Here is a 22,398-nt window from a genome sequence, read left to right as displayed (position 1 = left end):
CCCGCCGTGGCGGGGCGCAATGCCCCGCCATGCACAGCCCAGGCTGCGATTGACGCAGTGCGCCTTGCTGTCAAAAATGAACGCCATGACACAAGTGCTGAGCTCCATCGAGGCGCGGCTGGCGTCTCTCCCTGTCCCCGTGGCCGTGATCCTGCCGTCCGGCCAGCGCGCTGGTCCTGCGGATGCGCAGGTGGTGCTGCATTTCCAGACCATGTCGGCCATCGCCAGCCTGGCGGCCGGGCAGATAGGGACACTGGGCAGTGCCATCGTGGAAGGGCTGGTGCGCATCGATGGCCGCATGCGCGACGTGATGGCGGTGGCCGCCAGCCTGCTGCAGTCCGATCCGGTGCGCGGCACCTCGCACTGGTGGGGGCATGCCATGGCCCGCATGCGCTCCATGGCCGCGCACACGCTGGCGCGCGACGCCCAGCAGATCCAGTTCCACTACGACATCTCCGACGACTTCTACGGCCTGTGGCTGGACCCGCGCCGCGTCTATTCCTGCGCCTACTTCCGCGATCCGCAGATGACGCTGGCCCAGGCCCAGGAGGCCAAGCTGGACCACATCTGCCGCAAGCTGGACCTGCGGCCCGGCGAGCGCTTCCTGGACATCGGCGCGGGCTGGGGCGCGCTGCTGGTGTGGGCGGCCGAGCACTACGGCGTCACGGCCACGGGCATCACGCTCTCGCACAACCAGCACCGCTACGTGCAGCAGCTGATTGCCGAGCGCGGCCTGCAGGGCAAGGTGGACATGCAACTGCTGGACTACCGCGCGCTGGCGCCCGGCCAGCCCTTCGACAAGATAGGCTCGGTGGGCATGTTCGAGCATGTGGGCCAGGCCCAGCTGCCCGAGTACTTCCAGACCGTGCACCGCCTGCTGCGCCCGGGCGGCATGGCGCTGATCCACGGCATCACGGCGGGCGGCGTGGACAACACCGAGCTGGGCGCGGGCATGGGCGAGTTCATCGACCGCTACATCTTCCCCGGCGGCGAGCTCATGCATGTGAGCCGCGTGCTGCACGACATGGGCCACAGCGGGCTGGAAATGGTGGACACGGAGAACCTGCGGCCCCACTACGCACGCACGCTGTGGAACTGGTCCGACGCACTGGAAGCCCGGCTGCCGCAGGCGCAGCGTATCCTTGAGCAGCATGCCGATGCCGAAGGTGCCGCCAAGGTGCTGCGCGCCTACCGGCTCTATCTGGCGGGTTGCGCCATGGGATTCGAGCGCGGCTGGATCGCCCTGCACCAGATGCTGTGCACGCATCCCGACGGACGGCTCCAGTCGGGACCCATGGTGGGGGCTCAATCGGACTATGCTTTCAACCGCGAGTACATGTACCGCTGAGTGCATGACACGCCACACAGAAAAAGGATAGCCATGCTCTACAAGTTCAAGTCCCGTGCCACGGCCGACGTCATCATGCTCGAATCCAACGGCCGCCAGGTCCTGGAGATCGTCGGCAAGACGCCCGGCGCCAGCGGCATCATCACGGTGCAGCAGATTCCCGCTGCCATCGAGGCGCTGGAGGCCGCCGTCGCCGACGACGACGCCCGCCGCAAGGCCAGCCATGAAGACGAGTCCCAGGACGGCGAGCAGGACAGCGCCGCAGCGGGCGCGCGCGACGCCGTCAGCCTGCGCCAGCGCGCCGCGCCCATGATCGACATGCTGCGCCGCAGCGCCGCCGAGAACAGCGACGTCACCTGGTAGCCGGCGCCTCCCGCTGTCCCTTCAGGCGTTGATGCCCTTCATGCCTTCCTCCGTATAGCGCTGCCCGGCCACGGGCAGCTCGTCGCTGGCGCGCCGCAGCTCGTCCAGCTCGGCGGGGGTCAGTGCCACGGACAGCGCGCCCAGGTTGTCCTGCAGATGGGCGATGCGCCGGGTGCCCGGAATGGGCACCACGTCCGGCCCCTGGGCCAGCAGCCAGGCCAGGGCGATCTGCGCGGGCGTGCTGCCCTTGCGCTGAGCCAGGGCCGATACGGCGCCCACCAGGGCCTGGTTGGTGTCGATGTTGCCGGGCTGAAAGCGCGGCAGGCTGGCGCGGAAATCGCCCTGCTCGAAGGCCGTGCCGCCATGAAAGCGCCCCGTGAGAAAGCCGCGCCCCAGCGGCGAATAGGCTACCAGCCCCACGCCCAGCTCGCGGCAGGCGGGCAGCACTTCGTCCTCCACCTCGCGCGTCCACAGCGAATATTCGGTCTGCACCGCCGCCACCGGGTGCACGGCATGGGCACGGCGCAGCGTGGCCGCGCTGACTTCGCACAGGCCGATGCGGGCGATCTTGCCCTCCTGCACCAGCTGCGCCAGGCCTTGCATGGTCTCTTCGATGGGGCGCGTGGCATCGACGCGGTGCACGTAGTACAGGTCGATGCGCTCCACGCCCAGGCGCCGCAGCGAGTCCTCGCAGCTTTGCCGTGCGTACTGCGCGCTGTTGTCGATGCTGCGCCGGTACTCGCCGGCCCTGCGCACGATGCCGAACTTGGTGGCGATCTTCACGCGCGGCCGGCGCGTGGTCAGGAAGCGGCCGATCAGCTCCTCGTTGTGGTGCGGCCCGTAGACATCGGCCGTGTCCAGGAAGTCGATGCCGGACTCCACGGCATGGTCCAGCGCCTGCAGCGCCAGGGCGTCGTCGCGCGGACCATAGAACTCGCTCATGCCCATGCAGCCCAGGCCCAGGGCGGATACCTGCAGATCGTGGCCGAGTTTGCGTTGTTGCATTGCATATCCTCTTGCTGAAACAAGGGGCCAGTATGGTTTTCCGAAGCGGCCTTGCCTACTGACAAAATCGCGCTTTGATCTTCCATTTTTGGAAAGCATTCCCGAGAAAATTCCCGAGAAACATTCCCGAAAACAAAGGAGCATTCCATTGCAGTGGGACGACGCCCGCATCTTCCTGGCCATTGCCCGCGCAGGCAGCCTGAGCGGTGCCTCGGCCGCGCTGGGGCTGGGCGTGGCCACGGTCTCGCGCCGGCTGGACCGGCTGGAGTCTGCGCTGGCCATGCCGCTGTTCAGCCGCCACCAGAGCGGCTATCGGCTCACCGCCGACGGCCAGGCGCTGCTGGCCCCGGCCGAGGCGCTGGAGCAGGCGGCCCAGGCCCTGGGCGATGCCGCGCAAAGCCAGGCACAGGTCGCCGGCGTGGTGCGGCTGGCCACGGCGGAGAACCTGGCCAACCCGCTGATCGCGCCCTCGCTGGTCCCTCTGTTCGCCCGCCATCCAGGTCTGCGCGTGCAGCTGGTCAGCGGCGTGCAGACGCTGAACCTGCACCGGCGCGACGCCGACCTGGCCGTGCGCATGACCCAGCCCGAGGCCGGCCACCTCACGATACGGCGCCTGGGCACGCTGGGCTTCGGCCTGTATGGATCGGCCGGCTATGTGCAAGGCCGCACAGGCGGAAACGGTAGCGCGGGCACCCACGGCTCGGACCCGTTCGAGGGCGATGCCTTCATCGGCTGGGACGACAGCCATGCCCACCTGCCCGCCGCACGCTGGATGGCGCGCGCCCTGCACGGGCGGCCCTGCCGGCTGGAGACCAATACCCTGTCCGCGCAGCTGGCCGCGGCCCAGGCGGGCCTGGGCCTGGCCGTGCTGCCGCATTTCCTGGCGAGGCAGGCGGGGCTGGTCTGCGTGGAGCCGCAGCTGGGCGCCGACCAGCCGATCTGGCTTGCCATGCATGCCGACCTTGCCCATTCGCGGCGCGTGCGTGCCGTGGCCGATCACCTCATTGAACTGTTCGAGCGGCGGCATGCCGAACTCGAAGGCCCGGCCTGAGCCGCAGCAGGGGCCGCGCGCCGTGTTAAACACGCACGCAGATTGCGAGAAAGAAAGGACTTCCATGCACCGCCTCCGTCATTCCTCCCGATTCCTGCCCTGGCTGGGCGCGCTGGCCGCCACGCTGGCACTGGCCGCCTGTGCCGACAGGCCCAAGGCGCCCACCGGCCCGCAGGCACCCCCGGGAGCGGCGGCTGCCGTGTATTCGCTGCTGTTTCTGGACAACGCCTCCAACCTCGGCCCCAAGGCGGCGGCCTACTGCATAGGCAACGGCCGAGGCTGGGCGCTGCTGGACCCCGATGCGGGCACGCTGGGTCTGTTCAGTGGCCAGAGCCATGTGCGGCCGGCTTCGGCCTGCGACGTGGGCAAGGGCGGCGAGCAGGTGCTGGACCGGGCCAGCGGCCGGCCGGCGCTGATGTTCGGCGTCGAGCTTGTGCACTGCACGGCCTCGGGATCGCAATGCCTGATGCGCGGCAGCTACTACGAAGGTCCCGGCAACACGCAGAGCAACCTCTACAACGCAAGCCAGCGCGGCGGCAGCTGGCAGGCCGTGATGGCGCTGCGCGGGCCGGCGCCCTGAGCCTGCACCGCTGCTGTCGCGCGGCTCCCGCCAACGAAAAAGCCCGGCCGAAGCCGGGCTTGATCGTGGTTGCAACCGGGCGATCCGTCGCGGTGGTGGTCCTCGGGATCAGTCGGCGTAGGTGCCGGCTGCCTTGATGACCTTGCCCCACTTCTCGATCTCGGCCTGGACGAACTTCTTGTGGCCTTCGGGCTCGATGCGGCCGTCGCTGGCGATCACGGCGCCCAGGGCTTCCTGGCGCTTGATGAACTCGGGGTCCTTCAGGGCGGCCTTCATGGCCTCGTTGACCTTCTTGACGATGTCGGCCGGCGTGCCCTTGGGGGCGTACAGGCCGTGCCAGATGGTGACCTGGAAGTCGGGCACGCCCACTTCGGCCAGCGTCGGCAGGTCCTTGAGCGCGGGCATGGTCAGGCGCTTGGGCGTGGTGACGGCATAGGCCTGCACCTTCTTGGCCGTGATCTGGCCCGTGGTGTTAGTGGTCTGGTCGCACAGCAGGTCCACCTGGTTGCCGATCAGGTCGGCAATCGCGGGGGCGGCGCCCTTGTAGGGCACGGGCGTCATTTCCGTCTTCATGGACGCCTGCAGCATCAGGCCGCACAGGTGGGAGGCGGAACCGATGCCGGCATTGGCCAGGTTGACCTTGCCCTGGTTCTTGCCGATCCAGTCCTTGACCTCGGCGAAGTTCTTGGCCGGCAGGCTGGGGCGGCCGATCAGGGTCATGGGCACGTCGTTGATGATGCCGGCGTACTCGAAGTCGTTGAGCACGTTGAACGACAGCTTGCGGTACAGCGACGGGATCGTGGACATGCCGATGTGGTTGATCAGCAGCGTGTAGCCGTCAGGACGGGCACGTGCGGCCTTGGCCGTGCCGATGGTGCTGCCGGCGCCGTCGGCGTTGTCCACCACGATGGTGGCATTGTTCAACTGCTTGCGCATGGACTCGGCCAGATCGCGGGCCACCTTGTCGGTCGGGCCGCCTGCGGTGAACGGCACGATGAGGGTGATCGTCTTGCCTGCGGCAGGATAGTCCTGCGCGTGGGCGCCAAGGGCTGCACCGGCTGCCAGCGCAATGGCTGCGATCTTGAACAATGCTTTCATAGTGTCTCCAAGTAAATAGCGTGCAAATGATAGGGGGCGATGCGCATTTGCCTTCGAGGGCAAACACGCAAGAGAAACCGAATGCACGAGGAGACGGATTTTAAGAATTGTTTCTATTGCGCCGCAGCAGATTCCCTTGCCATTGATCTAGTGCAAACCCTGGGAGTCTTGACAGGCGTCATGTTTTCAGGGTCTGCGAATGCTGCTCGGCGGCGAGGCCGCCGTACCCGCGCCTCGGTGGCTACTTGTACGACCTCGCGTCTTCAATGACCTTCCCGTCATTGGGCAGGGTGCCCGGCAGCACCATCTGCACATCGCCGCGCAGCTTGGTGACTTCGCGCACGGCATCGGACAGTTGCTGGGCCAGGCCCGGTGAGGTTTCGCGGGTTTCGACCAGCAACTGCATCTGGTCGTTGGCCATCTCGCCCGTGACCACCAGCCGCGCGCGCCCCACCTGGGGGAAGCGGCGCACGACGTCGGCAATCTGGCCCGGGTGCACGAACATGCCGCGCACCTTGGTGGTCTGGTCGGCGCGTCCCATCCAGCCCTTGATGCGCGCATTGGTGCGGCCCGTGGGGCACTGGCCGGGCAGCACGGCAGAGAGGTCGCCCGTGCCGAACCGGATCAGCGGGTAGTCGGGATTGAACGTGGTGATCACCAGCTCGCCCACCTCGCCTGGGGCCACCGGGTCGCCCGTGCCGGGGCGCACGATCTCGACGATGACCTGCTCGTCCAGCACCAGGCCTTCGCGAGCCTCGGTCTCGTAGGCGATCAGGCCCAGGTCGGCCGTGGCGTAGCACTGGTAGCCCGCGATGCCGCGCTCGGCCAGCCAGTCGCGCAGCGAGGGCGGGAAGGCCTCGCCCGAGACCATGGCCTTGGTCACGGAGGGAATGGGCAGGCCCATCTCCAGGGACTTTTCCACAATGATCTTGAGGAAGCTGGGCGTGCCCACGTAGCCTGCGGGCCGCAGGTCGGCCATGGCCTGCACCTGCTGCTCGGTCTGGCCCGTGCCGCCTGCGAACACTGTGCAGCCCAGCGCATGGGCGCCGCTTTCCATCATCGAGCCCGCGGGCACGAAGTGGTAGCTGAAGCAGTTGTGCACCAGTTCGCCGGGCCGAAAGCCCGAGGCATGCAGCGCGCGCGCCATGCGCCAGTAGTCGGGGCGGCGGCTTTCGGGCTCGTAGATGGGGCCGGGGCTGCAGAACAGGCGCGGCATGGGCTGGCCCAGGCCGATGGCGTTGAAGCCGCCGAAGATCTGCGCGGGCCGCTGCTCGGCCTGGCGCTGCAGCAGCTCGTACTTGCGCGTCACCGGCAGGCGGGCCAGGGCCGCGCGACTGGTGATCTGCGTGGCATCGACGCCGGCCAGGATCTGGGCGAAGGCAGCAGAGTGTTGCTGCGCATGGGCGATCTGCCGGGGCAGGGCGGACAGCAGCGCCGCTTCGCGTTCGTCAGGGGTGCGCGTCTCCAGCGCGTCGTAGAAGGCACTCATGGCTAGTCCTGTGGAAGAAGGGTCTGGGGCAGGGGCTGGGAAATGTCCGCCGGTCAGGCCAGCCAACGTTTTCTGCGCTTGTAGCTCTTGACGTCCTTGAAGCTTTTCCGCTCGCCGCCGCCCACGCCCAGGTAGAACTCCTTGACGTCCTCGTTGCTGGCCAGGTCCGAGGCCGCGCCGTCCATGACGATGCGGCCGCTTTCCATGATGTAGCCGTAGTCCGAGTATTTGAGGGCCATGTTGGTGTTCTGCTCGGCCAGCAGGAAGGTGACCTTTTCCTTGCTGTTGAGGTCGCGGACGATGTTGAACACCTCCTCGACGATCTGCGGGGCCAGGCCCATCGAGGGTTCGTCCAGGAGCACCATGCGCGGATTGGCCATCAGCGCGCGGCCGATGGCGCACATCTGCTGCTCGCCGCCCGAGGTGTAGGCGGCCTGCGAGGTACGGCGCGTCTTCAGGCGCGGAAAGTAGTTGTAGACCTTCTCGAGGTTGGCTGCTATCTCGCCCTTGTCAGTGCGCGTGTAGCTGCCGGTCATGAGGTTTTCCTCGATGGTCAGGTGGGCGAAGCAGTGCCGCCCCTCCATGACCTGGACCACGCCGCGCTGCACCAGCTCGGAGGGCGTGAGGCTTTCGATGCGCTCGCCCTCCAGCTCGATCGTGCCCTTGGTCACCTCGCCGCGCTCGCCCTTGAGCAGGTTGGAGATGGCGCGCAGCGTCGTGGTCTTGCCCGCGCCGTTGCCGCCCAGAATGGCCACGATGCTCTCGCGCGGCACCTGGAGCGAAACGCCCTTGAGCACCAGGATCACATGGTTGTAGATGACTTCGATGCCATTGACCACGAGCAGCGGATCGCTGGGGGCCGGGGCGGAGGTGGGTGCGGTGGTCATGGCGTCGTCCATGGGCGTTGATACGAAAGCGGAGTGCGGGGCCGCAACTCTCGAAGCATCTCTGCGCGGGGCATGCCCCAACTCAGGGACACCGAGGAAGGGCCGCCCCGCACCGAGGGTGTCGTCCCCCTCCCCCGCGAAGCGGGTAGAGAGGGGGAAGGCGCGCAAGCGCCTCAGGGGGTGCAAGTTCTAGCTTTTACGTTCTTTTCCTTGGCGTACTTGTCCGCGTACTCCTTGACCAGCGGTTCGACCATGGACTTGTCGGCCTGGTACCAGTCGGAGACCACCTTCCACTTGGCGCCATCCCACTGGGCAATGCGCGACCAGTCGGTGCCCAGGTGGTTGTCGCAGCTGGTCTTGACGGGGCGGATGATCTTGCCGAAGCCCAGCTCGTTGAGGCGCTCCTGCGTGAGGTTCAGGTTCTCCAGGCCCCAGCGCACCTGCTCGGAGGTCATGACCTTGCCCTTGCCGTACTTTTCCTGTGCCGTGCGGATGGCCTCCACCTGCAGCATGGAGATCACCATGCCGCGCGTGTGGGCCATGGCGCCCAGTTCCTTGGCGTCGGTGGCCGTGCCCTGGCCCTTGTCGTAGACCATGGCCTTGACCTCGTCGTGCACCTTGTCGTGCTCGGCCGTGTTGTGGATGGTCACGGTGTTGTAGCCCTTGGCGCCGGCGCCGATGTCCTTCACGTCATGGTCCGAGCCGGCCCACCAGATGGCGTACATCTTCTCGCGCGGGTAGCCGGTGGCCTGCGCCTCGCGCACGGCCGTGGGCGTCATCACGCCGGCCGACCACAGCAGCACGTAGTCGGGGCGCTGCTGGCGGATCTGCAGCCAGGTGGACTTCTGCTCCACGCCGGGCGCCGTCACCGGCAGCAGGGTCAGGTCGAAGCCTTCCTTGGCGGCGCGCTTTTGCAGCAGCGGAATGGGTTCCTTGCCGTAGGGCGAGTCGTGGTAGACCAGGGCGATCTTCTTGCCCTTGAGGCTGCCCTTTTCCTTCTTGAGGATGTCCTGGATGATGGAGTCGGCCGCCGTCCAGTAGTTGCCCAGCAGCGGGAAGTTCCACTCGAAGACCTTGCCGTCGGCCGACTGCGACAGGCCATAGCCCGTGGTGATGATGGGCATCTTGTCGCCGGGCGCCTTGTCCGTCACGGCGAACGTGATGCCGGTGGACTGCGGATCGAACCCGGCAGCGCCGCCGCCCTTGCCCTTCAGGCGCTCATAGCATTCCACGCCCTTGGCCGTGTCGTAGGCCGTCTCGCATTCCTCGTAGGCGATCTTCACGCCATTGATGCCGCCCTTGGCGTTGACCAGCTTGATGTAGTCCTGCTTGCCATCGGCCCATGGAATGCCCAGCGGCGCGAACTGGCCCGTGCGGTAGACCAGCAGCGGCACGAACTGGTCCTGGGCCTGTGCGGCAGGGGCGGCCACGAGAGCGCCGATTCCAGCAGCGACCGTGGCGGCGGCGATGGCGACTTTCTTGAACATCATGACGTTGTCTCCTAGTTGGCTGGGGAAGATTCCCCGGTTATCCGGCACTCTGTGGCGCCCTGTCTCGATACAGATCAACTCAATGCGGGAAGGGCCAGACGCGAAGCTTCTGGCGGGCTGTGGCCCACAGTTTTGCCAGGCCATGCGGCTCCACGATCAGGAAGAACACGATCAGCGCACCGAAGATCATGTGCTCCAGGTAGGTCGCCGTGGCCGTGGACAGCGGCAGGCCCATCCAGTGCGGCACCTGGGTGAGCAGCAGCGGCAGCAGCACGAAGAAGGCCGCGCCGAAGATGCTTCCCACCACCGAACCCAGGCCGCCGATGATGATCATGAACAGCAGCTGCAGCGAGCGGTCCAGGCTGAAGGCCGCGGGCTCCCAGGCGCCCAGGTGAACGAAGCCCCACAGCGCGCCGGCCACGCCGACGATGAAGCTGCTCACGGCAAAGGCGCTGAGCTTGGCGTAGGTCGGGCGGATGCCGATCACGCTGGCGGCCACGTCCATGTCGCGCATGGCCATCCACTCGCGGCCGATGGCGCCGCGCACCAGGTTCTTGGCGGCCAGGCCCAGCACGCACAGGATGCCCAGGCACAGCAGGTACTTCTCCATGGGCGTGTCGATCTTCCAGCCCATGATGGACAGCGGACCCGCGCTCACCGAGCCCGAGGAAGAGTTGTTCGTCACCCAGGCCGCGCGGCTGGCCAGCCAGTCCACGAAGAACTGGGCGGCCAGCGTGGCCACGGCCAGGTACAGGCCCCGGATGCGCAGGCTGGGCAGGCCGAAGATCACGCCGAAGACCATGGCCAGCACGCCGCCGCCGATCAGGGCCACCAGCAGCGGCATGCCCTCGAAGCGCACCTGCAGGTTGTAGGCCGCGTAGGCGCCCACGGCCATGAAGGCGCCGGTGCCCAGAGAGATCTGGCCGCAGTAGCCGACCAGGATGTTCAGCCCCAGCGCCGCCAGCGACATGATCAGGAAGGGGATCAGCACGGCCTGGAAGGTGTAGTCGCTGACGCTGAAGGGAATCACCAGGAAGGCAACGGCCAGCAGCGCCACGATGGCCCAGCGGTCCTGGGCGACGCCGAAGATCTGCTGGTCGGATGCGTAGGTCGTCTTGAATTGACCGTTCTCACGATAAAACATGGTGCAAGTTCTCCGTAACGGTCAAACGCGATCAATGATTTTGTCGCCGAACAGCCCTTGGGGCCGCACGAGCAGGAAGCACAGGGCCAGACCGTAGGCGAACCAGGTCTCGATGCCGCCGCCGACCATGGGGCCCAGGTAGACCTCGGAGAGCTTCTCGCCCACGCCGATGATCAGGCCGCCGATGATGGCGCCGGGCAGCGAGGTCAGGCCGCCCAGGATCACCACGGGCAGGGCCTTCAGGGCCACCAGCGACAGCGAGTACTGCACACCCAGCTTGGAGCCCCAGATGATGCCCACCACCAGGGCCACGCCGCCGGCCACCGACCAGACGATGACCCAGATGCGCGACAGCGGGATGCCGATGGACTGGGCCGCCTGGTGGTCGTCGGCCACGGCGCGCAGCGCGCGGCCGGTCTTGGTCTTCTGGAAGAACACGCTGAGCGCGGCCACCAGCAGCGCGGCGATGCAGGCCGCGTACAGGTCTTCCTGGCTCAGCAGCACGCCGCCCTGGAACAGGCCCTCGAGGATGAACATGGGGTCCTTGGGCATGCCCACGTTGATGCTGTAGACGGCGCTGCCGAAGATCATCGGGCCCAGGCCGTCCAGCAGGTAGGCGATGCCCAGCGTGGCCATCAAGAGCGTGATGGGCTCCTGGTTGACCAGATGGCGCAGCGCCAGCCGCTCGATCACCCAGGCCACGACCACCATGATGGCCAGCGACACGCAGATGGCCAGCAGGTTGGTGAACCAGCCCGGCTCCATGCCGATCCACTTCGGAATCCACTCGGAAAAGCGCGCCATGGCCAGGGCCGAGAACAGCACCATCGCGCCCTGGGCGAAGTTGAACACGCCCGAGGCCTTGAAGATCAGCACGAAGCCGATGGCGATCAGCGCGTACAGCGTGCCCACCATGAGGCCGCCGAACAAGGTTTCCAGAAAAAATCCCATGTCAGTCCCCTCAATGGCCTGTGCCAAGGTAAGCGCGGATCACGTCTTCGTTCTGGCGCACCTCGTCGGGTGCGCCGTCGCCGATCTTCTTGCCGTAGTCCAGCACCACGACCCGGTCGCTGATGTCCATGACCACGCCCATGTCGTGCTCGATCAGCACGATGGTGGAGCCGAACTCGTCGTTGACATCGAGGATGAAGCGGCACATGTCCTGCTTTTCCTCCACGTTCATGCCGGCCATGGGCTCGTCCAGCAGCAGCACCTGCGGCTGCATGGCCAGGGCGCGGCCCAGGTCCACGCGCTTTTGCAGGCCGTAGGGCAGCTGGCCCACGGGGGTCTTGCGGTAGGCCTGGATCTCCAGGAAGTCGATGATGTGCTCGACGAACTCGCGGTGGCGGATCTCCTCGCGCTGGGCCGGGCCCAGGCGCAGGGCCTGCATCAGGATGCCGCTTTTGATCTGCAGGTTGCGGCCGGTCATGATGTTGTCGATCACGCTCATGCCCTTGAACAGCGCCAGGTTCTGGAAGGTGCGCGCCACGCCCATCTCGGCCACCTGGCGGCTGTTCATGTGGCTGAAGGTCTTGCCCCGGAAGGTGATCGATCCCTCGGAAGGGGTGTACACGCCGTTGATGCAGTTGAGCATGGAGCTCTTGCCCGCGCCGTTGGGGCCGATGATGGAGCGGATCTCGTGCTCGCGCACATCGAACGAGATGTCCGTCAGCGCCTTCACCCCGCCGAAGCGCAGGCTGATGTTCTTGATGTCGAGGATGACATCGCCGATCTTCTTGTGGGTCATGTCAGCGGCTCCGGTCAGGCCCTGGCGGTGGCAGCCACCGAATGGGTTTTGGCATCGATGATGGACAGCGTGGCGCTGACGCTGCCGGTGCGGCCGTCCTCGAACTTGACCTGGGTCTCGATGAACTGCTCACGCTTGCCCGTGTACAGCGCATCGACCAGCACGCCGTACTTGTCGGCAATGAAGCCGCGGCGCACCTTGCGCGTGCGGGTCAGCTCGTCGTCGTCGGGGTCCAGCTCCTTGTGCAGCACCAGGAAGCGCGCCACCTGCGTGTCGGCCATGCCGGCTTCGGCGGCCAGGTCGGCGTTCACCTGGGCCACGCAGTCGGCCACCATCTCCAGCACCTTGGCCTTCGATGCCAGGTCCACATAGCCGCCATAGGGCAGGCCCTGGCGCTCGGCCCAGTTGCCCACGGCCTCGTAGTCGATGTTGATGAAGGCGCAGACCTGGTCGCGGCCGTGGCCGAAGCACACGGCCTCCTTGATCTGGGGGAAGAACTTGAGCTTGTTCTCGATGTAGTTGGGCGCGAACATGGCGCCCCGGCTGGTCTTGCCCACGTCCTTGGCGCGGTCGATGATGCGCAGCTGGCCGCTGGCATCGATCACGCCGGCATCGCCCGTGTGGAACCAGCCGTCGGCATCCACCACCTCGGCCGTGGCGTCGGGGCGCTTGTAGTACTCCTTGAGCACGGACACGCCCTTGAGCAGCACCTCGCCGTTGTCGGCGATCTTCAGCTCGATGCCCGGTGCGGCCTGGCCCACGCTGCTCAGCTCCACCTGCCCGTCGCGCTGTATGCACACATAGGCGCAGGTCTCGGTCTGGCCGTAGAGTTGCTTGAGGTTGATGCCGATGGAGCGGAAGAAGCGGAACAGCTCGGGCCCGATGGCCGCACCCGCCGTGTAGGCCACGCGGATGCGCGACAGGCCCATGGCATTGCGCAGCGGCCCGTAAATGCACAGGTCGCCCAGCGCGTACTTCAGGCGGTCCAGCGTGCCCACCGTCTTGCCGTCCAGGATGTCCGAGCCCACACGGCGCGCCACGGCCATGGCGCGGCCGTACATCCATTGCTTGAAGGGCGCGGCATCCTCCATGCGGATGGACACCGAGGTCAGCATGCCCTCGAAGATGCGCGGTGGCGCGAAGTAGTAGCTGGGGCCGATCTCGCGCAGGTCGATGGACACGGTCGAGGCCGACTCCGGGCAGTTGATGGTGAAGCCCGCCACCAGCCACTGCGCGAAGGAAAACAGGTGGTCGCCCACCCAGGCCGGAGGCAGGTAGGAGATCACGTTGTCGCCGGGGCCCAGGCGGTCCACCTGCACGCCGCCGCGTGCCGACTCGCCAAAGCTGCGGTGCGTCTGGCACACGCCCTTGGGCTTGCCGGTCGTGCCCGAGGTGTAGAGGATGACCGAGACATCGTCGGGCGACAGCGCGGCCAGCATCGCATCCCAGGCGCCCGGGTGTGCGGCATCCCACTCCTTGCCTTTTTGCAGCAGCGCCTCGGTGCTGATCAGCCCGGGCTGGTCGTAGTGGCGCAGGCCGCGCGGGTCGTCATAGATGATGTGGCCGAGGCCGGAGACGCTCTCGCGCACCTCCAGCAGCTTGTCGACCTGCTCCTGGTTCTCGGCAAAGGCGAAGTCGATCTCGGCATCCTCGATGACGAAGCGCATCTCGGCGGCAACGGCATCCTGGTACAGCGGGATCGGTACGCCGCCCAGCGCCTGCACGGCAATGAAGCCCATGTAGACATGGGGCCGGTTGTCGCTGATGAAGGCCAGATTCTGGCCGCGCGCCAGGCCCAGGGCCGCCAGGCCGCAGGCCATGTGGCGCACGGTCTCGGCGGCCTCGCTCCAGCTCCAGGTCTGCCAGATGCCGTATTCCTTCTCGCGCAGCGCCGGCGCCTGGGGGCGCTGGGCGGCATGCTGGAGCAGCAGGTGCGGGAACGTGGTCGTCATTCCATGTCCTTGGATGTTCGTGAATGGTGGTCGCATGGTGCAGATGCCCAGGCTGTGACCTACCGGCTTGGACTGCATCCTAGGACTGGCTTTGACGCCGTGGTGTCTGTTTGACGACAATCCGCGGGAAACTCATCATCGGGAAAACGCGCCGTAACAAAAGGTGCCAAAACGGTCTCATGTCCCGCTTGGGGGCTTGCGCATCCGGGAATGTGCGCGTGCCGCGGTCCTTCTGGAAATCCCGCTCACGCCAGCCACCGGGCTCGGGCAATGCTTGGGTGGTTTTGATGATTGATCCGCGCACCCTCGCCGCGACTCCATGAGCCAAGAACTGTCACTGCACCAGCGCCGCCGCGCGCCCCGGCCCGAGGAACTCGAAGGCATTCCCTGGCTGGCCGTACTCCAGCCCGCCGAGCGCGAACGGGCCCAGAAGGCGCTGGTCGTCGGCGACGCCCAGCCCGGCGACTATGTCTGCCGCACCGGCCGCGCGCCCACCTACTGGTTCGGCGTGGTCGAAGGCCTGCTCAAGATGAACACCGACGGCGCCGATGGCGCCAGCATGACCCTGGCCGGCCTGCCCCCGGGCGGCTGGTTCGGCGAAGGCACGGCCGTCAAGCGCGAGCCCTACCGCTACAACGTGCAGGCCATACGCCGCAGCGTGGTCGGCGGCCTGCCCATAGAAACCTTCCACTGGCTGCTGGACCACTCCATCGGCTTCAACCGCTTCGTCATGAGCCAGCTCAACGAGCGCCTGGGCCAGTTCATCTCGGCCCGCGAAATCGACCGCCTCACCAACCCCGACCTGCGCGTGGCCCGCAGCCTGGCCGCGCTCTTTCACCCGCTGCTGTACCCGGGCGTGGGCGAGGTGCTGCGCATCACCCAGCAGGAACTGGCCTACCTGGTGGGCCTGTCGCGCCAGCGTGTCAACGAGGCGCTGTCCGTGCTGCAGCGCGAAAATGCCATCGTCGTGGAGTACGGCGGCCTGCGCGTGCTTGACCTGGAAGCGCTGCGCAGCGGTCTGTTTGCGGCGGCGCGGCGGGCGGCCTGACGCCGCCCACTGCCAACCACTTGCGGCCTCAGATCACGCCTTCGCGCCGCAGCCTCTCCTGCTGCTGCGCATCCAGCCCCAACTCCGCATAGATGCATGCATTGTCCTGGCCGGTGGCCGGGCCGCTGCGTGGCGAAGGGGCCTGGCGGCCGGTGAAGCGTGGCACGGGCGCGGGGGCGGTGAGGGGGCCCAGGTCGGGGTCGGGCACGGTGATGAAGCTGCCGCGCTCCACGAAATGCGGGTCCTGCAGCGCGTCCTCGGCCGAGCAGACCTTGCTGAACGGGATGTCGTGCGCGGCCAGCGCGGCCATGGCCTGGGCGCAGTCCAGGGCTGCGCACCATTGCACGATCAGCGCATCCAGCGCCTGCAGGTGGCGTATGCGCGCGGCGTTGTCCGCAAAGCGCGGGTCGGCGGCCAGGTCGGCGCGGTCCATGGCCTGGCACAGGCGCGCGAAGATGGCGTCGCCCGTGGCGACCACGGTGAGCCAGGCGCCGTCGCGCGTGCGGTAGACGTTGGAGGGCGCCGTGTAGCCCGCGCACGATCCCGTGCGGCTGCGTGCCTGTCCGCCCAGCTGGTACTCGGCCGCCAGCGGGTCCAGCAGGCGCAGCATGGCTTCGGTGGCCGACAGGTCGATCTCCACGCCGCGCTGTTCGCCATGCGGCTGCGCGTTGCGCTCGGCCAGTGCGGCCGCGATGGAGAAGGCGCCGAACAGGCCGGCCACGGCATCGCCCAGCGGGTAGTTCATGTGCTGGGGCGGGCCGCCCGCCTCGCCCGTGAGGTGGGCGAAGCCGCTCATGGCCTCGAAGATGCGCGCAAAGCCCGGCCGGCGCGCATAGGGGCCGGTCTGGCCGAAGCCCGTCAGGCGCAGCACGATGAGGCGCGGGTTGCGGGCATGCAAGGTGGCCAGGTCCAGCCCCCAGCGGTCCAGCGTGCCGGTGCGGAAGTTCTCCACGAGCACGTCGAAATCCTCGATCAGCCGCAGGAACAGCATGCGGCCCTCGGCCTTGCGCACGTCCAGCGAGATGCCCTGCTTGCCCCGGTTGGCGGTTTTCCAGAACACGGCGTGGCCGTCGTGCACGGGGGCCAGGCTGCGCAGCGTGTCGCCGCCGCCGGGCAGTTCCAGCTTGACGACGTCGGCACCCAGGTCGCCGCACAGGGTGGCCGAGAAGGGGGCGGCCAGCACCGTGGCCATGTCGAGGATGCGCACACCCTCCAGCGGATAGCCTTGGCGCTGCATCAGTTGCCTTTCAGGTCCACGTTCTTCAGCACGGGCTCCCAGGCGCGGCGGTCTTCGGCCACGCGCTTGTGGAAGTCCGCAGTCTGCGTGGGCAGCGGCGTGGCACCCAGGCGCGCCAGCTTGTCGCGTGTCTCGGGCAAGGCCATGGTCTTGGCCAGCGCCTGGTTGAGCGTGGCCACGATCTGCTGCGGCGTGCCCTTGGGCGCGGCCAGGCCCACCCACAGGCCGGTGTCCAGCCCGGCCACGCCCAGCTCGGCAAAGGTGGGAATGTCGGGCGCTGCGGGCGAGCGGCTCTTGCCGGTCTGCGCCAGGATGCGGATCTGCCCGCCCTGCATGTAGGGCAGGGTGCCGCCCAGGTTGTTGCACATCACCGGGATGTGGCCGGCCATGAGGTCGTTGACGGCCGGGGCGTTGCCCTTGTAGGGCAGGTGCTGCATCTTCGTGCCGAGCCGGTGGTTGACCATCTCGCAGACCAGGTGCGAGGGCGTGGCCGTGCCGGCCGAGCCGAAGGACAGCGTGCCGGGCCTGGCCTTGTCGGCCGCCACCAGTTCGGCCAGCGTGCGGTAGGGGGTCTTGGCGTTGACGGCAATGACGTTGGGCAGGTCGGCTACCAGGCCGATGTACTCGTAGTCGGTCAGCGGATTCCACTTGAGGTTGGCGTGCACATGGGGCAGGAAGACATTGCTCAGGCCTGCCATGAGCAGGGTGTAGCCATCGGGCGCGGCGCGGGCCACGAGTTCCGAGCCGACCAGGCTGCCCGCGCCCGGCTTGTTCTCCACCACCACCGGCTGGCCAAGGGCCTGGCCCAGTTCCACCGACAGCGCGCGGGCCACGAGGTCGGTGCTGCCGCCTGCGGGAAAGGGAACGATCACGCGCACGGGCCGATCGGGAAAAGTCGCCTGTGCCGCCTGTGCCGCCTGGGCCGTCTGTGCCGCTTGGGCAGCCTGCGCGCAGGCACACAGCGCAGCCAGCAGGCCCAGGGTGGCCAGGTGCTTCGAGGTGAGGGGGTGTGTCATGGGGGCCTCCGGTGTCAGGCGCTCTCGCGCAGCATGAGCTTGGCGATGTTGAGCTGGTGGATCTGGCTGGTGCCTTCGTAGAGGCGGAACAGGCGCACGTCGCGGAAGTAGCGCTCGATGGGGCTGAAGTCGGCCACATAGCCTGCGCCGCCGAACATCTGCACGGCGCGGTCGGCCACGCGGCCGCACATCTCGGAGGCGAAGTACTTGCACATGGAGGCGGACAGCGCCACGTCCTCGCCCCGGTCGCGGGCGCGGGCGGCCTCCAGGATCATGGATTGCGCCGCGAAGATCTCGGTGCGGCTGTCGGCCAGCATGGCCTGCACCAGCTGGAAGTTCGCCACCGGCTGGCCGAACTGCTCGCGCTGGCGCACATGGGCCAGCGCCAGGTCCAGCATGCGGATCGCCGGCCCCGTGCACAGCGCTGCCAGGTGCAGGCGCTGCTTGTTGAGCACCTTCATCACGGTCTTGAAGCCCTGGCCCTCGCGCCCGCCGATGATCTGGTCGGCCGGCACGCGGCAGTCCTGCAAATGCACGTCGGACACGGGCGAGCCCGCCTGGCCCATCTTGCGATAGGGCTGGCCTGTCACCAGGCCCGGCGAGCGCTCCACGAAGAAGGCCGTCAGCCCCTCGCTGCCCGTGCTGCCTTCGCCGGTGCGGGCGATGACGGTAAAGACATCGGCCAGCGGCGCATTGGTGATGAAGCGCTTGCTGCCGTTGAGCACATAGTGGTCGCCCTCGCGGCGTGCCGTGGTCTGGATGTTGCTTGCCTCCGAGCCCGCGTCCGGCTCGGTCAGCGCCAGGCAACCCGTGAGCTCGCCGCGCGCCATGCGCGGCAGCCAGCGCTGCTTTTGCGCCTCGGTGCCGTCGGCCACCAGGGCTTCCGAGCCAATGCCGGTGTTGGTGCCCACGCGGGCCCGCAGCGCCACCGAGGCCTGGGACAGCTCGAAGGCGCAGCGCACCAGCTCCTCGGTGCTCAGGCCCAGGCCGCCGTAGGCCTGGGGAATGCTCCAGCCGAAATAGCCCTTGTCGCGCAGCTCCTGGACCACGGCGGGCGGAATGCTGTCGTCGCGCTCGATCTGCTCTTCGAGCGGATGCCAGCGGTGGCGCACGAAATGGCGGATGTCTGCAATCAACGCCTGCAGGCGGGCGTCGGCGGGGTGGGGGGTGGGGGCTTGGCTCATGGGCCGCACTGTAGGAAGCGCGGGCACCAGGGCTGCAATGCAGTTTCAAATATTGAAATGCAGTTGCGGCTTTGCGGCCGTGGTCCGCACAATCGCCACGTGCCCCACACCCCCATTGCCCACCAACCCAGGGACTCGCAGGATGTCTGCCGCATCCGCGAGCAGGACCCGTATTTCGCAGGCACGCTGGCCAAGGGGCTGATGATTCTCCAGTGCTTCGTCAGCGACCCGCGCCCGCATGCCAACAGCGAACTGGCCCGCCGCCTGGGCCTGCCGCGCCCCACCGTGTCCAGGCTGTGCCGCAGCCTGCAGACCATGGGCTACCTGGACCATGACGAGCGGCTGGACCGCTACTTCGTCGGCCCGGCCGCCGTCGCCCTGGGCTACCCCTATGTGATCAATACGCCCTTGCTCGGCCCGCTGCGCCTGCCCATGCAGGCGCTGGCCGACCGTGTGAAGGGGGCGGTGTCGGTGGGCGTGGTCATGGACCTGGATGTGGTCTATCTGGATACCTGCGCCTGGGAGGGCGGCACGCTCAAGCGACCCGGCGTGGGCGCCGTGCGCGGCGTACTGGAAACGGCCATGGGCCGGGCAGGGCTGGCCCAGCTCGATGCCGGGGAACTGCAGCGCTTCCTGGACCGCGTGCGCAGCCAGCGGCCCGAGGAATATGCGCGCTGCATGGACAACGCCAGCGAAAGCCTGGCGCACTATGCCGCCCGGGGCTTCGCGGTCAACATGGGCGACTCCGGCCTGGGCGTGTGCGCCGTGGGTGCGGCCTCGCGCATCCGCTACGGGTCGCGCCGGCTGCTGTTCAACTGCGCCGTGCCGGGCCTGCGCATGCCGGCCCGCACGCTGATCCGGGATGTGGGCCCCCAGTTGGCGCAGTTGGTGGCCCTGTGCGACCGGCTGCCCGTGGACCGCTGATCTGCGGGCCTGGCGCTTCAGAAGGCGGCCAGCACGATGCCGATGGCCAGCAGCACGCCGAAGGAGATCCAGCCGTTCTTCTGGTCCAGGCCGCCGATCTGGCGCAGCGCCTCTTCGCGCGCAGCGCCCACCAGGCCCCTCTGGTTGATCTGCTGTATGCGCGTGATCAGCCATTGCAGGTAGGTGCGCTTGACCGTGAACGAGATGGCCACCGCGATGCCGAGCACGCGCCCGGCGCCGCCCGTGCCGGGCATCAGCAGATTGATGATCAACAGGGTGATGAAGGCCACCACGGCATAGGCGTAGACGCGGCGCGCAATGGCCCAGGAAACGCCCATGAAGGGAATGGCGGTCCAGCAGGGACTCATGGATGCGAAAAAGCCCTTTTTCCCGCTGACCATGCGCTCCCACAGTGGCCGGTATTTCTCAGCATTCGGGCCGATGGCGGTCTCCATATCGGACCACTCGATTCCAGTCAAGTCCGGCTTGGTGATAAGCAGCGCCTTGAATTGTTCTTTCAATGGAGTGGAATTCGATAGGTTGGGTGTATCGCTCATGGTTTTCCTTGTTGAATGAGGCGGGAGTCCGGGCGGGATGGTCTGGATACCGCAGCAGGCGCTGCGCGAAGGGCTGTTGTCTCGAAAGAGCCCCCCGTTTCTGGACGGGCGCCATTCTATGGGGAGATGTATGGGCAATGGCAAGCCCAATGGGTTGATTTGCAATCGCCAATGAATGAAATCGCCCAAATAAAATACAGTTTTTTACATGTCGCATGCCGTGCATTGGAAGATCCCAATCGGCCGGATTGAAGATGTTTTGCCGGTGTGATTCGCTTCTTGTCGATTTTTCATTGGGGATTCATCCGGCTGTGCATATCGCGCCGGATACAGCGATTGGGATGGGCCGGCCGCCGGGCGCATTGCATGGGCATGAATGAGTGGTGCGGAACATGGCGAGCCCGCCGGGGCGCAGGGCCGGGCGGCGGGGCTGGCAAGGGGGCCCTGGCGGCCTGCCCGCAGGCCGCCCGATAGTCGCCCGATAGCCGAGCGCAATGCCCGTATTGGCCGCAGGGCGCAGCCGCTGCGGGCCTTGCCGCGCGACAATGGCGGTCTAATGTCATCCCCTACTTCTTCCAAACCGTCCCGGCCCGGCGCCGACGAGGCGGCAGCGCCCTCCGCGCGCCCTGTGCTGCGCCGCCCCGAAAAGCCACAGGCCGAGCCGGCTGGCGATGCCCGCCGCCCTTCGGGTGGCGCGGGCAAATCTGCGGGCGCACGCGGCGGCCCGCGCAGTGACCGCAACGACCGCAATGAACGTGGCGGCGACCGTGGCGGCCGCAATGATCGTTACGAGCGCTCCGACCGCCGTGATGCCCCCCCTCGCGGCGATGCCCGCGGTGCGGCACCCCGAGGCGATGCCCCCCGCGGTGCAGCACCCCGCGACGACGCCCGTGACCAGCGCCCGCGCAGCAGCGGTTTCGGCCGTGCCGAGGACCTGGACCGTTCCCAGCCGCGTGGCGACTGGCGCGAACAGGGCGGCGGCGAGAACCGTGCCCCGCGCGAGCAGCGCGACATGCGCGATGCCCGTGATACGCGCGATGCCCGCCCCCCGCGCGCGCCCCGCCCGGACGATCGCCGCGACCGGCCCTATGGCCAGCGCGATGAGCGTCCGCGTGATGGTCAACGTGACGCCCAGCGCGACGGTCCCCGTGACGGCCCGCGTGAAGGTGGTTTCCGCGACCGTCCCCGTGACGACGCCCGCGGCCCCCGCCGTGACGATGCGCGCGGACCGCGCCGCGACGACGCCCGTGGTCCCCGCCGTGATGACGCCCGTGGCCCGCGCCGCGACGAGGCGCCCCAGGCCGAGCCCGCCTACCGTCCGCTCAGCGGCATCCGCACCTACCGTCCCGCCGACGGTGGCGCCAGCCGCGAAATCCCCGTCAAGCGTGCTCCCGAGCCGTTGCAGGAGCAGGTTCCCGGTGGCGTGCGCATCAACAAGCGCCTGGCCGACATGGGCCTGTGCTCGCGCCGCGAGGCCGACGAGTGGGTGGACAAGGGTTGGGTCCGCGTCAATGGCGAACTCGCCGTGATGGGCCAGAACGTGGTGGCGGCCGACCGCATCACCGTCGAGCGCGAAGCGCGCGAGCGCCAGGACCAGCAGGTCACCATCCTGATCCACAAGCCCATGGGCTATGTCAGCGGCCAAGCCGAGGACGGGCACGAGCCCGCCGTGGTTCTGGTCACGCCCCAGAACCACTGGAACCAGGACACCAGCCGCACGCGCTTCAACTTCGCGCAGCTCAAGGGCCTGGCGCCCTGCGGCCGGTTGGACATCGATTCCGTAGGCCTGCTGGTCATGACCCAGGACGGCCGTGTGGCGCGCCAGATCATTGGCGAAGACTCGGAGATGGACAAGGAGTACCTGGTGCGCGTGACCTACGGTGACCGCGACATCGACGTGCAATCCGTGTTCCCGGCCGAACAGCTGGCACGCCTGTGCCATGGCCTGTCGCTGGACGGCGAGGCACTCAAGCCCGCCAAGGTGGACTGGCAGAACCCCGAGCAGCTGCGCTTTGTGCTGACCGAAGGCAAGAAGCGCCAGATCCGCCGCATGTGCGAACTGGTGGGCCTGCGCGTGGTGGGCCTCAAGCGCATCCGCATCGGCCGCGTGACGCTGGGCAATCTGCCTGTGGGCCAGTGGCGCTACCTGGGTGCACACGAGAATTTTTAGCACCCCCTGAGCGGCTGCGCCGCTTCCCCCTCTCTCGCTTCGCGGGAGGGGGACGGCACCCTCGGTGCGGGACGGCCCTTCCTCGGTGCCCCTGATTTGGGCAGCGAC

The 22,398-nt window shown here is 67.7% G+C and carries 20 protein-coding genes; 7 read left to right on the top strand and 13 right to left on the bottom strand.

Going from position 1 to position 22,398, the window contains the following annotated elements; all coding sequences use genetic code 11:
- The first annotated feature begins 19 nt into the window (after positions 1-19).
- On the top strand, positions 20-1,348 hold the full coding sequence (locus BW39_RS29205; protein ID WP_043825796.1) for a class I SAM-dependent methyltransferase: 1,329 nt from the start codon (positions 20-22) through the stop codon (positions 1,346-1,348).
- 33 nt (positions 1,349-1,381) lie between these two features.
- Positions 1,382-1,711, top strand: coding sequence for a DUF1840 domain-containing protein (locus BW39_RS29200; protein ID WP_013804357.1), 330 nt, complete (start codon positions 1,382-1,384; stop codon positions 1,709-1,711).
- Between the two features lie 21 nt (positions 1,712-1,732).
- Here the strand turns inward: BW39_RS29200 and BW39_RS29195 are convergent, their stop codons facing one another.
- Positions 1,733-2,716 (bottom strand): aldo/keto reductase, encoded by a 984-nt coding sequence (locus BW39_RS29195; RefSeq protein ID WP_043825793.1) that lies wholly within the window; start codon positions 2,714-2,716, stop codon positions 1,733-1,735.
- A gap of 148 nt (positions 2,717-2,864) precedes the next feature.
- Here BW39_RS29195 and BW39_RS29190 point away from each other — a divergent pair, with 148 nt between their 5' ends.
- Positions 2,865-3,767, top strand: a complete 903-nt coding sequence (locus BW39_RS29190) for a LysR family transcriptional regulator (protein ID WP_043825791.1) — start codon at positions 2,865-2,867, stop codon at positions 3,765-3,767.
- A 64-nt stretch (positions 3,768-3,831) separates the two neighbouring features.
- Entirely contained in the window at positions 3,832-4,347 is a 516-nt protein-coding gene (locus BW39_RS29185; RefSeq protein ID WP_043825789.1) for a hypothetical protein, read from the top strand.
- Between the two features lie 108 nt (positions 4,348-4,455).
- Here the strand turns inward: BW39_RS29185 and BW39_RS29180 are convergent, their stop codons facing one another.
- From BW39_RS29180 to BW39_RS29145, 8 genes are all read right to left on the bottom strand, one after another.
- Positions 4,456-5,445, bottom strand: coding sequence for a tripartite tricarboxylate transporter substrate-binding protein (locus BW39_RS29180; protein ID WP_012203083.1), 990 nt, complete (start codon positions 5,443-5,445; stop codon positions 4,456-4,458).
- 241 nt (positions 5,446-5,686) lie between these two features.
- Positions 5,687-6,934, bottom strand: a complete 1,248-nt coding sequence (locus tag BW39_RS29175) for a phenylacetate--CoA ligase family protein (protein WP_043825788.1) — start codon at positions 6,932-6,934, stop codon at positions 5,687-5,689.
- Positions 6,935-6,987: 53 nt separating this feature from the next.
- A complete protein-coding gene (locus BW39_RS29170) occupies positions 6,988-7,821 on the bottom strand; it encodes an ABC transporter ATP-binding protein (RefSeq protein ID WP_013804352.1) in 834 nt (277 codons plus the stop codon).
- A gap of 173 nt (positions 7,822-7,994) precedes the next feature.
- Positions 7,995-9,311: an ABC transporter substrate-binding protein gene (locus tag BW39_RS29165; RefSeq protein ID WP_013804351.1), complete on the bottom strand. Its 1,317-nt coding sequence runs from the start codon at positions 9,309-9,311 to the stop codon at positions 7,995-7,997.
- 79 nt (positions 9,312-9,390) lie between these two features.
- Entirely contained in the window at positions 9,391-10,455 is a 1,065-nt protein-coding gene (locus BW39_RS29160; protein ID WP_012203087.1) for a branched-chain amino acid ABC transporter permease, read from the bottom strand.
- Positions 10,456-10,476: 21 nt separating this feature from the next.
- Positions 10,477-11,406 carry a branched-chain amino acid ABC transporter permease gene (locus BW39_RS29155; protein ID WP_012203088.1) on the bottom strand — a complete coding sequence of 310 codons (930 nt, stop codon included), beginning with the start codon at positions 11,404-11,406 and terminating at the stop codon, positions 10,477-10,479.
- A gap of 10 nt (positions 11,407-11,416) precedes the next feature.
- The gene (locus BW39_RS29150; protein ID WP_012203089.1) at positions 11,417-12,202 is read right to left on the bottom strand and encodes an ABC transporter ATP-binding protein; all 786 of its coding nucleotides are present in this window, start codon (positions 12,200-12,202) and stop codon (positions 11,417-11,419) included.
- Positions 12,203-12,216: 14 nt separating this feature from the next.
- On the bottom strand, positions 12,217-14,154 hold the full coding sequence (locus BW39_RS29145) for an AMP-dependent synthetase/ligase (protein ID WP_043825786.1): 1,938 nt from the start codon (positions 14,152-14,154) through the stop codon (positions 12,217-12,219).
- A 319-nt stretch (positions 14,155-14,473) separates the two neighbouring features.
- On the opposite strand from BW39_RS29145, the gene BW39_RS29140 reads away from it, so the two are divergent.
- Positions 14,474-15,202, top strand: coding sequence for a Crp/Fnr family transcriptional regulator (locus BW39_RS29140; protein WP_012203091.1), 729 nt, complete (start codon positions 14,474-14,476; stop codon positions 15,200-15,202).
- A gap of 28 nt (positions 15,203-15,230) precedes the next feature.
- Here BW39_RS29140 and BW39_RS29135 read toward each other — a convergent pair whose 3' ends face one another.
- The 3 genes from BW39_RS29135 to BW39_RS29125 are packed head-to-tail and all read right to left on the bottom strand — an operon-like array spanning position 15,231 to position 18,639.
- Positions 15,231-16,439: a CaiB/BaiF CoA transferase family protein gene (locus BW39_RS29135; protein WP_043825785.1), complete on the bottom strand. Its 1,209-nt coding sequence runs from the start codon at positions 16,437-16,439 to the stop codon at positions 15,231-15,233.
- The gene (locus BW39_RS29130) at positions 16,439-17,455 is read right to left on the bottom strand and encodes a Bug family tripartite tricarboxylate transporter substrate binding protein (RefSeq protein WP_043825783.1); all 1,017 of its coding nucleotides are present in this window, start codon (positions 17,453-17,455) and stop codon (positions 16,439-16,441) included. Before BW39_RS29130 ends, BW39_RS29135 begins: the two co-directional genes overlap by 1 nt.
- Positions 17,456-17,469: 14 nt before the next feature.
- Entirely contained in the window at positions 17,470-18,639 is a 1,170-nt protein-coding gene (locus BW39_RS29125; protein WP_043825782.1) for an acyl-CoA dehydrogenase family protein, read from the bottom strand.
- 57 nt (positions 18,640-18,696) lie between these two features.
- Here BW39_RS29125 and BW39_RS29120 point away from each other — a divergent pair, with 57 nt between their 5' ends.
- Positions 18,697-19,563 carry an IclR family transcriptional regulator gene (locus BW39_RS29120; RefSeq protein ID WP_013804345.1) on the top strand — a complete coding sequence of 289 codons (867 nt, stop codon included), beginning with the start codon at positions 18,697-18,699 and terminating at the stop codon, positions 19,561-19,563.
- A gap of 17 nt (positions 19,564-19,580) precedes the next feature.
- Here the strand turns inward: BW39_RS29120 and BW39_RS29115 are convergent, their stop codons facing one another.
- On the bottom strand, positions 19,581-20,120 hold the full coding sequence (locus BW39_RS29115; protein ID WP_043825781.1) for a hypothetical protein: 540 nt from the start codon (positions 20,118-20,120) through the stop codon (positions 19,581-19,583).
- Positions 20,121-20,676: 556 nt separating this feature from the next.
- Here BW39_RS29115 and BW39_RS31795 point away from each other — a divergent pair.
- Positions 20,677-22,290 (top strand): pseudouridine synthase, encoded by a 1,614-nt coding sequence (locus BW39_RS31795; protein ID WP_235264311.1) that lies wholly within the window; start codon positions 20,677-20,679, stop codon positions 22,288-22,290.
- The last annotated feature ends 108 nt before the right edge of the window (positions 22,291-22,398 follow it).

Source organism: Delftia sp. RIT313, assembly GCF_000632165.1.
Taxonomy (GTDB): domain Bacteria; phylum Pseudomonadota; class Gammaproteobacteria; order Burkholderiales; family Burkholderiaceae_C; genus Comamonas; species Comamonas acidovorans.
Note: the sequence above shows the minus strand (reverse complement) of the source record. Positions and strands in the feature narration are given on the sequence as shown.